Origin of the sequence: Pelagibacterium halotolerans B2 (assembly GCF_000230555.1) — a bacterium.
In the GTDB taxonomy this organism is placed as follows: Bacteria; Pseudomonadota; Alphaproteobacteria; order Rhizobiales; family Devosiaceae; genus Pelagibacterium; species Pelagibacterium halotolerans.
The window spans coordinates 2,004,953-2,018,826 of the sequence record NC_016078.1 but is presented as its reverse complement, the minus strand read 5'-3'; the positions used below and the strand labels follow the sequence as shown (position 1 = coordinate 2,018,826).

The 13,874-nt window shown below is 63.9% G+C and carries 17 protein-coding genes; 9 read left to right on the top strand and 8 right to left on the bottom strand.

Annotated elements, in window-relative coordinates; all coding sequences use genetic code 11:
- Nucleotides 1-129: 129 nt before the first annotated feature.
- The 3 genes from KKY_RS09885 to KKY_RS09875 all read left to right on the top strand — a co-directional run bounded on the left by KKY_RS09885 (nucleotide 130) and on the right by KKY_RS09875 (nucleotide 2,819).
- On the top strand, nucleotides 130-1,161 hold the full coding sequence (locus KKY_RS09885) for an ABC transporter substrate-binding protein (protein ID WP_014131198.1): 1,032 nt from the start codon (nucleotides 130-132) through the stop codon (nucleotides 1,159-1,161).
- A 51-nt stretch (nucleotides 1,162-1,212) separates the two neighbouring features.
- Entirely contained in the window at nucleotides 1,213-2,004 is a 792-nt protein-coding gene (locus KKY_RS09880; RefSeq protein ID WP_014131197.1) for an ABC transporter ATP-binding protein, read from the top strand.
- Between the two features lie 71 nt (nucleotides 2,005-2,075).
- A complete protein-coding gene (locus KKY_RS09875; protein WP_420850717.1) occupies nucleotides 2,076-2,819 on the top strand; it encodes an ABC transporter permease in 744 nt (247 codons plus the stop codon).
- A 3-nt stretch (nucleotides 2,820-2,822) separates the two neighbouring features.
- On the opposite strand, the gene KKY_RS09870 is transcribed toward KKY_RS09875, so the two are convergent.
- The 3 genes from KKY_RS09870 to KKY_RS09860 are packed head-to-tail and all read right to left on the bottom strand — an operon-like array spanning nucleotide 2,823 to nucleotide 4,485.
- Nucleotides 2,823-3,827 (bottom strand): NAD(P)-dependent alcohol dehydrogenase, encoded by a 1,005-nt coding sequence (locus KKY_RS09870; protein ID WP_014131195.1) that lies wholly within the window; start codon nucleotides 3,825-3,827, stop codon nucleotides 2,823-2,825.
- Nucleotides 3,824-4,051, bottom strand: coding sequence for a helix-turn-helix transcriptional regulator (locus KKY_RS09865; RefSeq protein WP_014131194.1), 228 nt, complete (start codon nucleotides 4,049-4,051; stop codon nucleotides 3,824-3,826). Before KKY_RS09865 ends, KKY_RS09870 begins: the two co-directional genes overlap by 4 nt.
- A 5-nt stretch (nucleotides 4,052-4,056) precedes the next feature.
- A complete protein-coding gene (locus KKY_RS09860) occupies nucleotides 4,057-4,485 on the bottom strand; it encodes a hypothetical protein (protein WP_014131193.1) in 429 nt (142 codons plus the stop codon).
- A gap of 190 nt (nucleotides 4,486-4,675) precedes the next feature.
- Between KKY_RS09860 and KKY_RS09855 the strand changes: the two genes are divergently transcribed.
- Both KKY_RS09855 and KKY_RS09850 read left to right on the top strand, forming a co-directional pair.
- Nucleotides 4,676-5,299, top strand: coding sequence for an SRPBCC family protein (locus KKY_RS09855; protein WP_014131192.1), 624 nt, complete (start codon nucleotides 4,676-4,678; stop codon nucleotides 5,297-5,299).
- 2 nt (nucleotides 5,300-5,301) lie between these two features.
- On the top strand, nucleotides 5,302-5,643 hold the full coding sequence (locus KKY_RS09850; protein WP_014131191.1) for an ArsR/SmtB family transcription factor: 342 nt from the start codon (nucleotides 5,302-5,304) through the stop codon (nucleotides 5,641-5,643).
- A 53-nt stretch (nucleotides 5,644-5,696) separates the two neighbouring features.
- Here the strand turns inward: KKY_RS09850 and KKY_RS09845 are convergent, their stop codons facing one another.
- Nucleotides 5,697-8,099, bottom strand: a complete 2,403-nt coding sequence (locus KKY_RS09845; RefSeq protein ID WP_014131190.1) for a S8 family peptidase — start codon at nucleotides 8,097-8,099, stop codon at nucleotides 5,697-5,699.
- 165 nt (nucleotides 8,100-8,264) lie between these two features.
- Nucleotides 8,265-8,672 (bottom strand): hypothetical protein, encoded by a 408-nt coding sequence (locus KKY_RS20705; protein WP_014131188.1) that lies wholly within the window; start codon nucleotides 8,670-8,672, stop codon nucleotides 8,265-8,267.
- A 401-nt stretch (nucleotides 8,673-9,073) separates the two neighbouring features.
- Between KKY_RS20705 and KKY_RS09835 the strand changes: the two genes are divergently transcribed.
- The 4 genes from KKY_RS09835 (at nucleotide 9,074) to KKY_RS09820 (ending at nucleotide 12,366) form a co-directional block, all read left to right on the top strand.
- Nucleotides 9,074-9,574 (top strand): PepSY domain-containing protein, encoded by a 501-nt coding sequence (locus tag KKY_RS09835; protein WP_014131187.1) that lies wholly within the window; start codon nucleotides 9,074-9,076, stop codon nucleotides 9,572-9,574.
- A gap of 5 nt (nucleotides 9,575-9,579) precedes the next feature.
- Nucleotides 9,580-10,245, top strand: coding sequence for a response regulator transcription factor (locus tag KKY_RS09830; RefSeq protein WP_014131186.1), 666 nt, complete (start codon nucleotides 9,580-9,582; stop codon nucleotides 10,243-10,245).
- Nucleotides 10,242-11,591, top strand: coding sequence for a sensor histidine kinase (locus KKY_RS09825; RefSeq protein WP_014131185.1), 1,350 nt, complete (start codon nucleotides 10,242-10,244; stop codon nucleotides 11,589-11,591). The genes KKY_RS09830 and KKY_RS09825 overlap by 4 nt, the downstream gene beginning before the upstream one ends.
- A gap of 106 nt (nucleotides 11,592-11,697) precedes the next feature.
- Nucleotides 11,698-12,366, top strand: a complete 669-nt coding sequence (locus KKY_RS09820) for a glutathione S-transferase family protein (protein WP_014131184.1) — start codon at nucleotides 11,698-11,700, stop codon at nucleotides 12,364-12,366.
- Here the strand turns inward: KKY_RS09820 and KKY_RS09815 are convergent.
- From KKY_RS09815 to KKY_RS09805, 3 genes are all read right to left on the bottom strand, one after another.
- Complete coding sequence (locus tag KKY_RS09815; RefSeq protein WP_139304938.1) at nucleotides 12,316-12,588, bottom strand: hypothetical protein; 273 nt, start codon at nucleotides 12,586-12,588, stop codon at nucleotides 12,316-12,318. The two genes, KKY_RS09820 and KKY_RS09815, sit on opposite strands and share 51 nt — an antisense overlap.
- A 277-nt stretch (nucleotides 12,589-12,865) precedes the next feature.
- Nucleotides 12,866-13,288 (bottom strand): DMT family transporter, encoded by a 423-nt coding sequence (locus tag KKY_RS09810; protein ID WP_014131183.1) that lies wholly within the window; start codon nucleotides 13,286-13,288, stop codon nucleotides 12,866-12,868.
- Nucleotides 13,289-13,292: 4 nt separating this feature from the next.
- Entirely contained in the window at nucleotides 13,293-13,778 is a 486-nt protein-coding gene (locus KKY_RS09805) for a DMT family transporter (RefSeq protein ID WP_014131182.1), read from the bottom strand.
- Between the last annotated feature and the right edge of the window lie 96 nt (nucleotides 13,779-13,874).

Genomic DNA, 13,874 nt, shown 5'->3' with positions numbered 1-13,874 from the left:
ACCTCCTGTGCAGCCTGCCCAAGCCTTAGGCAATTGGTTGGGCTTGCACAGGATTTGGCATTTTTTACTTTACAGTCAAAAATCGCCGCGCTTCTATCATCCCTGGCAAAACCAAGGGGTAAATCCATCATGCTCAACCGCAGAGTGTTCACGCTGGCCGCCGGGTCGCTGGTTCTGGGCGCAAGCCTTGCCGCACCGGTGCTGAGCCAGGAGTTGACGCCGGTCCGCTTCACGCTGGACTGGCGCATCGAAGGTCCCGCCGCCGGCTTCATGCTGGCGCGCGACAACGGGTATTTCGAACAAGAAGGGCTCGATGTGACCTTCGATGTCGGCAATGGCTCGGTCGAGGTCATTCCGCGCGTGGCGACGGGGGCCTATGACATGGGCTTTGGCGACATCAACTCGCTCATCAAGTTTCTCGACGAGGACGCAAGCCAGCCGATCAAGGCGATCATGATGGTCTATGAAACCCCGACCTTCTCGGTCGTGGGGCGCTCTTCGCTCGGCATCACCGAAGACCCGGCATCGCTGGAAGGCAAGACGCTGGGCGCGCCGCCGCCCGATGGCGCGTTCGCCCAGTGGCCGGCGTTCGTCGAGGCTTCGGGGATCGATACGTCCGATATCACAATCGAATCCATCGGCTTTCCGGTGCGTGAGCCGATGCTGGCGCAGGGCGATGTGGACGCCGTTTTCGGGTTCGCCTTTTCGGTGATCCTCAACCTCAAGGCGCAAGGGGTGCCCGACGAGGATATCGTGCCGATCATGATGGCCGATCACGGGCTCGAGCTTTACGGCAATTCGATCATGGTCAACACGACCTTCGCCGAGGAAAATCCCGAAGTTGTCGAAGCCATGCTGCGCGCCCTGGCCAAGGGCTTTGCCGATGCGGTGGCCGATCCGGCAGCGGGTGCTGCGGCGGTGGTCGCGGCCAACGACATTCTCGATATCGACATCGAGACCGAGCGGCTGGAAATGGCCAATGAGATGAACATCAACACCGCCTACGTCCAGGAGAACGGGTTCGGCGGTATCGATTTCGACCGTCTCGACCGCGCCATCGCCCAGCTTGGCACCTCGATCGGCATATCGTCGGACATTTCGGCAGCGGACGTCTTCGATGACAGCTTCCTGCCGCCCGCCGAAGAGCGCATGTTCGAATAATCACGCTTTGGCCGGGCGCGATACGAGCCCGGCCATCAAAGGGGGCGGGCCATGAGCAAACCGCTCGTTGAAATCGAAAATGTCGACATGCGCTATGGCGGGGCCGATGGCACGCTGGCGGTGTCGGGGCTCGATATGAGCGTCGCCAAGGGCGAGTTCGCCGCCGTGGTCGGGCCGTCGGGGTGCGGGAAATCCACGCTCATGAAGCTGGTCACCGGCCTGCACATCCCGCAAACCGGCGTGGTGACGGTGGCGGGGAGCTATGTCACCAAGCCTGTATCCATTGTCGGCATGGCGTTCCAGAACCCGACCATGCTGCCCTGGCGCACGACGCTGGACAACATCCTGCTCCCCCTCGAAATCGTCGAAAAACACCGCCACCGGTTGCGCCGGCACAAGGCGGAATATGTCGAAAAGGCCGAGGCGCTGCTGGAAACGGTGGGGCTCAAAGGCTTCGGCTCGAAATTTCCCTGGCAGCTTTCGGGCGGCATGCAGCAGCGGGCCAATCTGTGCCGCGCGCTGATCCACGAGCCCGAACTCCTGATGCTGGACGAACCGTTCGGGGCGCTCGATGCGTTCACCCGCGAAGAGCTATGGCAGGTGATCCGCGACCTTCACGCGGCGCAGGGCGTCACCATCGTTCTGGTCACCCACGATCTGCGCGAGGCGGCATTCCTGGCCGACACCATCCACGTGATGAGCGCGCGGCCGGGGCGGGTGGTCAACGTTCACAAGGTGCCGTTCCCGCGCCCGCGCGAACTCGACGTGATGTACGAGCCCGCGTTCAACGACATGGTCCACGCGCTGCGGGCCGAAATCGCCGAAGCGAGGGCCGTGGCATGACCGATACGCCTGCACCCGCCGTTACGGTCAGCAAGCCGATTGCCAAAAAGCCGTTCAACTGGCTGCCCTGGATGCCGTGGATCTATACGGTGGCCCTGTTTGCCATCTGGGAAATCGGGGTGCGGCTTTCGGGGCTGCCGCATACGGTATTTCCAGCGCCCACGCGCATTTTCGAGGCGATTATCCAGTATTGGCCCGCCATCCAGCGCCATTCTATCCAGACGCTTTATACCACCACGCTCGGGTTCATCCTCGCGGTGGTCGGCGGGCTGGCGCTGGGGCTTTTGATCGGCTGGTCGCGGACGATTTATGCCGGGCTCTATCCGATCATGGTGGGGTTCAACGCCATCCCCAAGGTGGCGCTGGTGCCCATTCTGGTCATCTGGTTCGGCATCGGCACGGTGCCTGCGGTGCTGACAGCATTCCTCATCGCCTTCTTCCCCATCGTCGTGAACGTCGCCACGGGGCTTGCCACCATCGAGCCGGAAACCGAGGACGTGTTGCGGGCGCTGGGGGCGAAAAAGATGGACATCATGCTCAAGGTCGGCATTCCGCGCTCGATGCCCTATTTCTTCGGCTCGCTCAAAGTGGCGATCACGCTGGCCTTCGTCGGGTCGGTGATTTCCGAAACCGTTGCAGCCAATTCCGGGCTTGGGTTCATGATGAGTTCGGCCCAATCCCAGTTCAACGTGCCGCTGGTCTTTGCCGGGCTGGTCATGCTGGCTGTCGAGGGCATCATCATGTACGCGCTGATGGCGTGGATCGAAAAGCGCACGACGGGATGGGCCCACCGGTCGACCACAATGGCGGGGTGAGTGCTATCGCGGCATCTCGATAATCACGTCCCCCGCCTTGGTTTCCTGCTCGACATAACGGTGCGCCTCGGCGATGGCCTCGAGGGGCATGACGCGGTCGATGACGCCGTGGAGCTTGCCCTTTGCCACCAGGTCCCTCAGGACCAGCATGTCCTTGGCTTTGTCGGGCAGGGGGCGCAGGCCGGTGGTCGCCAGCTTGCCGCGTCTGGCCTGCGCGTCCTTGCCGCGTATCATGGCCCACAGGATCGCGAATGAAGGCGTGGTCGTGAGATAGATGCCGCGCGGCTTGAGTGCCTTCTTGCACGCCAGATAGCTGCTTTTGCCCACTACGTCGAAAATCACGTCATAGGCGGCGCTGGCACGTGTGAAATCGGATGTGTGGCGGTCGATGATCGCATCGGCGCCCAGGCTCGAGACGAGATCGGCGTTGCGTGCGCTGCACACGGCGGTGACATGCGCACCCATATGGCGGGCCAGTTGAACGGCCACCGTGCCGATGCTGCCTGCCGCGCCATTGATCAGGATCGATTGTCCGGGCTGCAGCCTTGCCTCGTCACGCAGAAACGGCATGGCCGTCAGAAAACTGTAGGTCAGGCCCGCCGCCTCGCCGAAATCGAGCGCGTCGGGCATGATGGCAAGCGGCGCGTCTTCGGGCATGGCGACATATTGCGCCATGGCGGAGGGGTTGGGATCGGTTGTGCCGAACACGCGGTCGCCGGGCGCAAAGCGTATGACGTCTTCACCCACGGCGGCGATTTCTCCGGCGACGGCTCCCCCTGGAATGGGCGCCTTGGGGCGCAGCAATCCTGCGAAAAACCGCACGATAAAAGGGTCGGCTGCCCTAAAGGCGCAATCGGGTAGGGTGACCGTCGAGGCCCGCATGCGGATCAGCACATCCCTGGGTCCCATGACGGGCATTGCGGTTTCGCGCACGGTGATGACTTCGGGTGGGCCGTAGCGGTCGATCCATGCAGCCTTCATGGTGGCGGCGTTTGCTGGTTGGGTCATTGGCTGTCCTCATCATATTGAAACGCCTCTTCAAGCGGCACGCCAAAGGCGCGCGCTATACGGAAGGCAACTTCTAGAGAGGGCGAATAGCGCCCCTGTTCGATGGCCACCACGGTCTGGCGGGTGACGCCGACTTTTTCGGCCAGCGCGGCCTGGGTCATCTCCCCGGCGTGGAACCGCAGGGTGCGGATGGTGTTGGAGATTTTCGGTTTTCCCTTGCCCATCCGGTCTATCCGATCCGGTAGTAAACAAGCTGGGACGCGGCGAAAACGCCGCCCGCCAGCATGGAAATGCCAAACAGGGCGTGGGGCACCAGCACGGGGTCGAGCCCGACCGCAAGCGCAATGATGATACCGGCGGTCGCCACCGAGAGGACGGCGTAGCCATTGCGCATGGAGCGCGCGCTGACCGCAAGGTCGCGCTCGTCCCCGGCCTCGTCGACAAGTTCCTCGCGCTGGACGATGGAGACCACGATGGTCACGACGATGGACGCCACGATGTTGAAAACGATCACGTAAGCAATTGCCCAAAGCATCTGCCAGGCGCCGGCCGAAACATCGGCCGGTGGACCGTCGGTCGCAAGGCCCCAGCCCACCCATGCCGAGATGACGAGGGCGCTCGTCACCATGATCAGTGCATTCCATTGCTTGTAGCTCATCGCATTTTTCCCGCGTTTCGATGTGTGCGGAAGGGGTAGCTTCGATATCGAATAAAGTCAAGTTTTTTTGACATAGAGTAAGGTAAATCAGATTTTCAGTCGTATTTACTGGACTTGTGCCGGTTCGACTTGACTCAATACAAGTTTGAACTAATATAAGTCACATCTTGAAATATGGAGGGCTGCGGCCGTGGATTTCGGACGCTATCTGGGCAGCGTTGCCCGATCTGTGCATGACACCACGCGGGAGGGGATGCAGGTGCGGGTGGTGACGCTGGCCCGGTCCTATGCGACCAGCGTGGAGGACCTTTGGGACGCCATCACCAATCCCGAGCGGCTGCCGCGCTGGTTCCTCGAGGTCACCGGCGATCTCAAACAGGGCGGGCGCTACCAGTTGCAGGGCAATGCCGGCGGAACCATCCTCGTTTGCCGGCCGCCAGAAGCGCTGGACCTGACCTGGGAATTCGCATCGACACTGAGTTGGGTGGACGTGCGGCTGTCGGCAGAAGCGGAAGGGGCGCGGCTGGTTCTGTCCCACATTGCCGAACATCCAAACGAGTTTGTCGATAAATACGGTTCGGGTGCCGGCGGCATTGGCTGGGACCTGGGGCTGCTGGGCCTTGCGCACCATCTCGACAATCCGTCCGAAAAGTTCAACGAGGAAGAACTGGCCGCCTCTCCTCAAGGCCGCAGCCTGATCGCCGATGTCGGGGCGGCCTGGGGCGAGGCCGATATCGCGGCGGGCGACGATCCGGAAAAGGCGCGCGCCGCTGCCGCCCGCTCCATCGCCTTCTTTTCGGGGGAGGCGCAATAGACGTGCACGCCTTCGACATTCTTGGCGACCCCGTCCGCCGCCGCATCCTCGAGTTGCTGTCCTCGGGCGAGAAGACCTCCGGCGCCGTGGTCGAGATCATCCAGGCCGAATTCGGCATCACCCAGGCTGCCGTATCCCAGCATTTGCGCACCCTGCGCGAAAGCGGCTTTGCAGCCGTGCGGCCGGAAGGCACGCGCCGGTTCTACAGCGTCAGCCCCGAACCGCTCATGGAAATCGACAGGTGGCTCGAGGATTTCCGCGCGCTCTGGGAGCCGCGGCTCATGGCGCTCGAAACCGAAATCGAACGCGGCAAGCGTCAGCGGCGGACCACCGACCGGCAATGATTTCGGCACGGCCGGATGACAACGCAGGTGCTACCATTTCAACATGACAGGCTCTAAAAGCGGCCGCGAAACTGTGCGCCGAGACTGGCGTGGGTTGCGCCGCCGATATGGCCCGCATCGTGGCTGAGAACCGCGCCGAATTCCAGTTGCGCCTGGGTTTCAAGCTCGATCTGATAGTGCAGGCCCAGATCGATCTGACGGCCCGCCGGGACCAGATCGGCCCGGTGATCGGCCATGACCACAGCGCCCTGGCGCGTGCGTCCAACAGGCAGGGAAAGGTCGATCGAACCGGTTTCGAGCCTTAGGGGCTGGGACACGGCAATGGTGAGCCGGTCGGACTCTCCGAAGAGATTGGACGCCGCCACGCCGATCTGGAAGGCTGAAAATGTCAGGTTGTCCATGCCGGTCACATAACCCGAGCCGCCCCCGGCCGCAGCGGTGCCGGTTTCGAGCCCGGCAAAGACCAGCCCGTCATGCCCGATTTCAAGCTCTGCGGACAGGGCAGCGGAATTGATTGCGGCACCGGCCGGAGCGCCCATGGGTCCATAACCGGAAAGCCCCAGGACGCCGCCCTGTTCGTGTGCGGTCAGCATCGATGCCTTCAGGCCGAACGATCCCAGCTCGAGCCCCAGTGCCGCACCCACGCCGCCGACCGCGCTTTCCGAAAGCGTCGCGTGGCTCGTCACCAGCCCGTAATGCTCAAAGGTCCAGGGGCCGGCCGCGATTTGCCCGACCATGGCGGCGCCGTGCCCGGAAAGCGCGGAGAGCGATCCGGTCATGGCCGCGGGGCTGGTCAATCCGCGGAACGAGGAAACCAGGTCCGCGCCACCAAGGGCGGCAACGTCCAGCCTATAGGTTCCGGCCCCGAAATCGGCTTGTCCCGACCCGCGGTCGTCGCCGCTGACGGCGAGCATATCGAAAGCCGAACTTTCGGCAAAAAGCGGCAGGGGGTGGGGCTGACCGGTGTCGGGCTCGGATGTTACCGCGAGGATGTCGGCGGGCATCAGGAACGGCGTATCGAGCCGGTCGAACACCGCGATGTCGATCCCGGCAAGCCCGGCGCGCGTGCCATCGCCATAGGCCGAGCCCGAAACCAGGGCGGCATTAGTGACAATAATGCGTTCGGCGTTGTCGAGCGACCGGCCATTGACGAGGGAGACGCCATCCACCGGGCTGAGCGCCGCGGCAATGTCGAGCACGCCCATGCCCCATTCGTCCGAATAGGCCTTGATCACCCCGCTGCCGAAATCGACCGTGCCGTCCTGCGCGAAATCGGCAAAATCGGAATAGGCGGTTGCCAGCAGGCGCTTTGTCCATTCCTGCGACGACAGGGACGGAAAGGCCTGGGCCATGATGGCTATGGCGCCGGAAACCTGGGGCGCGGCAAAGGAGGTGCCGGTACCCAGCCCATAGGCCGTGTCGCTGCCCGCAGCCGCCGAACGGGTGGTCCCGTCGGCGAAGAGGCAACGGGCCGCCATCTCGCCGCAGGCGGCGGACAAACGCTGGGCGCTGGTGATCTGGTTGGCGCTGTCGGTCTGGAACAGGCCATTGCCGACCGCGATCCAGGCATCCTCGACCTCGGGGATGAGGAGCGGCAGCGCGCTCGATGCGTCATTGACCGACAGGGTGTCGTCGTTGGACATGGCCCAGACGATCACACCGCTCGACTGGAAGGCCTCGAGCTCCTCGAAATAGTCGTTCCAGGCGGCCTGAGTTCCCCCGGCAAGACCGGCGAAAGCCTGCGCAACGCTCGAGCCGTTTACGGTCATGTGGTCGCGCACGTCCGAGACGAGAAGCTCGCGCGTGGGGTCGCCGGGCGGTGTGTAGAGCAGTCCCCAGGAATTGTTCTGTGCGACGGCGCCCATGCCGGCGGCCTGGGCCGTGGCGCCGGCAAGCTTGGCGAGATCGATTTCGGAGCGGTTGTCGTCGCGCAAATAGCTTGTGAGGTGCAAATCGGCATCGGGGGCGAACCCCATCATTTCTCCCTGATCGTCGCTGCCGGCAATCAGCGCCGCCACATGGGTTCCGTGCGACGAGCCGCCCGCGACGGCGATGTTGCCATTGGCAACGATATCGGCGCCGGAAAATTCCTGATGGGTGATGCGGAAACCGTCGTCGACAACCGCCACGCGCTGGCCCGCACCGGTCCAATCGCCCGACAGGGCCAGATCGAGCCTTGCCAGTTCGTAGGGGTGGGACTGATTGGAGCCGCCGCCTTTGACATCGGCGTCAACGCCCAAAAAACGCGATGCGCTTCGAATCTGCGCCGCGCGTGCGGCGTCGAACGTATGAGCGACCGAGGCGCCGATCCAGTCGCTCGAATAGTCGGGCTGGGGCGAACTCGGCCCCGATTGTTCCGCCGTATCATAGCTGCTGCCGCCGCCTCCGCAGCCCGCGAGCAGGACGCAGAACCCGGCCAGGGACGCAAATCTGGTAAAGCGGCGGGCAGGCGGCAAGGACAGGATTCCGATTCGTGGCAGAGTATCGACCGTTCGAAAAGAAGTGACCGGGATTTGGGCTGCCTGCTACGGCGAAATCAGACAAATCCCCATTTTTGCGGGCCAATGGATCGAACGCGACCCCTCATCGCGTTCGATGCCCGGCCGATATGCACGCAAAGATCAGGGACGGCCCCGTCCTGCATCATCGGGCCGGCCGCGCCCATCATCTTCGTCTTCGTCCTCGGCTTCGATTTCGATTTCTTCCTCCTCTTCTTCCTCCTCCTCATCGTCGTCATCGTTCATGTCGGCGGCCAGCACGGCGCCGCCGCTCATGGTGTTGGCGTGGTCCAGAGCCTCGGTGGACCGTCCGCCCGACGCTTCGTGCGCGGTCAGCAGACCGGTGAGGCGATCGTTGGCCGATTCCTCGCCGTCGGGGTCGGTGATCTCGGCTTCGCAGCCGGCAATGGGCTCAAGGCCGAGAAGTTGCGCGATGGTCTGGGGGTCGCACGAGACGACCTCCTGGGCCAGTGCAGCGCCCGGTGCTGCCATCGAGAGAGCGGCGATTGCGGAGATGAGCGAGAGTTTCATTGACATTTCCCTTTCGATCCGCCGGGCGTGTCAGGCAACACGATGCCGAACGCGGCACGCCGGGGATAAACGCGCCGCGCCCGGCGCAATGAGATGAAACAGAGCGGGTGACACCAGGTGCACGGGGGGTACAGCATAGGAACTAGCGGTGTCACCCGTTCTGACGTACCATGACCACGGGTCCGGTTCGCGAGCAGAGCCTAGCAACAGCAAGCTGACGCGGGCCTGATGGCTTTGTCAGCGTTTTGTCAGCTTTGGCGGTTCAAAATGGCGCGGGGCTGGAACGGGACCGGGAGCGTATCGAGATGCGCTCGAAATCCCTGACGCATCGATTGGCCGGTTGCGTCCCATCCCCAGATGACGCGCCGCGGGCGCGAAATTAGCAGGTCCGGATCCCAGCCATGCGCATCCTGTCAATCATTGCTTTCGGCGCGATCCTGGCGCTCAGCCCGACCCTTGCACCCGCTCAGGGCAATTCGGCGCGTCCCGATGTCGGGCCACCCGACAATCCCGGCCTCGACATTGCGGCCGACAATGCCGGCGGCGGCGATGGCAGCGACAATGCCGAGGGCGCCGGTGCGATTCCAGATCCGGACGAGGCCGGAAATGGTGCGGCCAACGCACCCGATATTCCCGGCAATGGCGCGGGCAACGCCGCGAGCGGCGGGGCGGCTGCGGGTCAATCGGCGCAGGATCGGGCCACCCGGGCGGTCAGGACAGGGCAGGCGGTGCCGCTGGACCGGGTGCTGGGGCCGGCTCTGGAACAGAACGGGGGCACGCTTATCGATACGCGGTTGTTCACCGTGGATGGTTTTCTGCTCTACGAACTCAAGATACTTCTGCCCGACGGGACGCTCGATACACTCTATTATTATGCGCAAACCGGCAATCCGGTCAGATAGGAACCATGCGTGCATTAGTCATCGAAGACGATCCCCGGATCGCCTCCACCATGGCGGCGGCGTTGGCTGCGGCAGGGTTTGCGGTAACGGGCGAGACGGATGGGGAGGAGGCATGGTTTCGAGGCAGCACCGAGCCCTTCGATGTCATCGTGCTCGACCTTGGCTTGCCGCAGCTCGACGGCATGACCCTGCTCAAGCGGTGGCGCCAGGAGGGAATGACGCGGCCCGTCATCATCGTAACGGCACGGGGGCACTGGGCCGAAAGGGTCGACGGGATTGAAGCCGGCGCCGACGACTACATCGTCAAGCCGTTCCGGCCCGAAGAGCTGGTCGCACGGGTCCGGGCTGTCCTGCGCCGGTCGAGCGGGCTGGCCTCGCCGCGCATCGAAGTGGGGGACCTTGTCATCGACACGCGCATGCAGCAGGTCCTGCGCGGCGGCGTGCCGCTGGGGCTGACGCCGAAAGAATACAGCCTCTTGTCGTATCTGGCGCATAATCAGGGGCGGGTCGTTTCCCAGTTGGAACTGACCGAGCATCTCTATGCCCAGGATTTCGAACGCGACTCCAATTCCATCGAGGTGCTGGTGGGCCGTGTGCGCCGCCGTGTCGGGGGGCAGATCATCAAGACGCGGCGAGGCTTTGGATATTATGTGGAAGGGCCCGGCGCGTGAGGGGAACATCGCTTCGCCTGCGGCTCCTGATCGGGGCAGGCGTCTGGATCGGCCTGGCGATGATCGCGGTGGGGTTTCTGCTGGTGCATCTGTTCCGGGTGCATCTCGAGGCGTCGGCCGAGACCGAACTGAGGGCCACCCTCAATCGTCTGGTGGCCCAGGTCGATGGCATCGATATGGGGGATCTGGACCGCCCGCTTGCCGATCCACGCTATGAGCTGCCCTATGGGGGCCTCTACTGGCAGATCGACGGGCCCGGCGGGGAAGCGCTCGCGCGGTCGCCCTCGCTGTTCGACGTGACGCTCGATCCCGGAGAGGTCACTTCGCCCGCATTGAGCGGCCTTGACGGGCCGGCCGGGGCACCGCTCCTGGGATTGAGCCAGGCGATCGGGTTTTCGGGGGCTCCGGACGACCGGCTGGTCGTTACCGTCGCGCGGGATCGCGAGCAGATCGATCTTTCGGTGCGGACCTTCTCGATGCAACTGGCCAGCGCGCTCGCGCTGGTCTGGGGCGCGCTGACGCTTGCCGCGGTTCTGCAGGTCCATCTCGGTCTTGCCCCATTGGCCAGCCTGAGAACCGGTATCGCGGATATCCGCACGGGGCGCGCGGCGCGGCTGCGCGACGATTATCCAATGGAAATCGGTCCGCTGGTCGATCAGGTCAACGGGCTGCTCGATGCGCAAAGGGCCATGCTCGAATTCGCGCGTGCCCGTGCCAGCGACCTGGCCCATGGATTGCGGACCCCTCTGTCGGCCCTGGGCGCGACGGAAGCGCGCCTGCGTGACCACGGGGACCATCAGGAGGCCGATGCGCTTGACCGGCTGGTGCGGACCATGAATGAGCGCATCGAATATCAGTTGCGTCTCACCCAGTTGCGGCTGCGCTCGACAAGCGCGGCGGCCAGCACGCCATTGGCTCCAGCAATCGAGCAGGTCGTTTCGGTTCTCAAGCGCACCGAGCGGGGCGCAATGATCGCCTGGGAAATCGCATGCCCGGAGGGCGCCATCGTTCAACTGGACCGCCATGACCTCATCGAACTGATCGGGGTCGTGCTCGACAACGCCCAGCGTCATACCCGCGATACCGTCGAGATAACCGTCGGCCAGGAGGATGAGAATGTGCATGTTGTGGTTGCCGACAACGGTTCGGGCATGACCGACGAGCAGATGAAGACGGCGCGGCAACGCGGCGTCCGCCACGACCAGAGCCAGACCGGCACGGGGCTGGGATTGTCGATCGCCCAGGATATTGTCGAGATCAATGGCGGCAGGGTACTGCTTGAACGCGCTCGGCTCGGGGGGCTCAGCGTCAGGCTTTTCCTTCCGGGCACGCTGCGTCCCGACTGAACCAACGGGCCGTTGCCCTTACGTCCGGCAAAGCTGAATTTATGTCGGGTTGTTGTCGGAATGAAGGGGTTCCGGCCGTCCTCGGGACAGTCAGGGGAGAATTGCGATGACCATAACGATTACGGCCTTTGAACGCTCGCCCGATGGCGGCAGGGGGCTGGCGCGCGATATGCGGGTGCGCTGGGCGCTTGAGGAGGTGGGGCGGCCCTACGAGGTTCGCCTCGTTTCGTTCAAGCAGATGAAAGAGCCCGATCATCTCGCGCTGCATCCGTTCGGGCAGATCCCGACCTATGAGGAGGGCGATCTTGCCCTGTTCGAGACAGGGGCGATCGTATTCCATATTGCCCGGCACAATCGGGGCCTGTTGCCGGAAGATGACAATGCCCGGGCGCGCGCCATCACCTGGATGTTTGCCGCGCTCAACACGGTTGAGCCGCCGATCGTCGAACGCGAACAGTCCCGCTACGTGGTGGGCGACAAGCCCTGGTACGGCGAATTGTTGCCGGTCCTTGAGGATCGCGTGCGCGTGCGGCTCGATCAGCTTGCCAGTCGGCTGGGCGATGCACAATGGCTCGACGGCGCGTTCAGCGCGGCCGACCTTATCATGGTGCTGGTGCTGCGCCGGCTGGAGGGATCGGGGTTGCTTGAGGAATATCCCAATCTATCGTCCTATGTGGCGCGCGGCGAAGCGCGGCCCGCCTATAAGCGGGCTTTTGCTTCCCAATTAGCGGTCGCCAATCATGATCGAGGCGCCGAAGACGCCGAGCGCCAATAGGCCGAAGCCGAAAATCATCACGATGTTGGGATTGTGGACCCAGCCCATGGGGGCGAACCGGCCCAGCCACACGGGATGATAAATCGCCACGCCGAACCCCGACCAGCCCCCTGCAAACACCGAATAGAGCCGCTCGCGCCATTTCGCCCTGGGCAGCAACCCCTTGATGGCGGCAGCAAGGATCATCAGGCCGGCGACGGGGACGAGCAGGGTCTGGAGCATGGCGGGCGGTTTCCGGTTGAACGGGGTCGATATACGCCCATCCTTGCCGCGGCGCCAGAGCGGTGATGTCACATATTGGCGGTTGCAGCGGCATTTGCCTTGATGCCCCATTCCTCCAAAACCCCCTCCGTCACCCCGGCTCCCCGCTTTCGCGGGGACAGGCCCGAGCCGGGGCCCAGTGCACTCCGCACCGGCGACGGAACCGCCAGCGCTGCCGGTTACTGGATCCCGGATCAAGTCCGGGATGACGGCGATGGAGAGGGTGGCGTCGGTTGACCTAATCCCGCTTTTGCGTCAGGGCCATGCCGGCGATGATCATGGCGACGCCGATGGCGCTGGCGATAAGGTTTTCGGTGTTGCCGCGCGCCAGATCGAGCAGCACGCCCGAGATCATCTGCCCGCCGATGACCAGCATCGCGGTATTGATGGCGCCGATGCGGGCAATCAGCCAGCTTCCCGAAGCGACGAAAATCACCCCGATCGTGCCGCCCAGATAGGCATACCACGGAGCGCTCAAGGCGCCTTCCGGCCAGAGGCCGCCAATAACCAGACCGAGAACCGTGAGGACGGCAAAGCCGACGATGTGGTTCCAGTACGAGGCGATCAGCGCCGTGGTGGACAGGGCCAGCCGCCCGTTGAGTTGGCGGGAAAGCGAAACGAGGATGCCCGCGAGCAGGGCGAAGACAATTGCCGTGGTCATCGTCCTATCCCTGTCCGAAAATGATGATCATCGAGCCGGCAAAAATCAGCGCCAACGCGGCGAAATCCTTGAGCCTCGGGATGCGTTTGGGCAGGCCGAACAGGCCCCAGCGGTCGGCGGCGAGCGAGAAAAGCACCTGTCCGGCAAGACCCAGGGCAAGCGTGCCCGATAACGCCAGCGGGGTATTGACCGTGGTCGAGGTCAGCGTCACGGTCAGCGCGCCCGAGACGCCGCCGAGATAGGCCCATAGGGGCGCGCGGGGCTTGTCGGTCGCCGTGGACGAGTGTGGGCCGAAGCGCAGCAGCGCCAGAAAGATCAGCGCGGCCACCGTCCCGGTGCCATGGGCCACCCACGAGGAATACATGGCCCCGCCGTAAAGTCCGACCAGCCCGTTGAAATCGACCATCAGGGTCAGAAGGCCGCCACTGGCGAAGGCCAGAAGCAGGTGCAGCGGGGCGGGCCTGAGGGCGGATGACGAATTGGATGACATGGCGAATCGTCCAGTGGGCGGTACACTGGCTATAAGCGCATTCGCCCGTCCGCCAAAGCCATCGGTATCCGATTGCGAAAAACGGGCAACACTGCC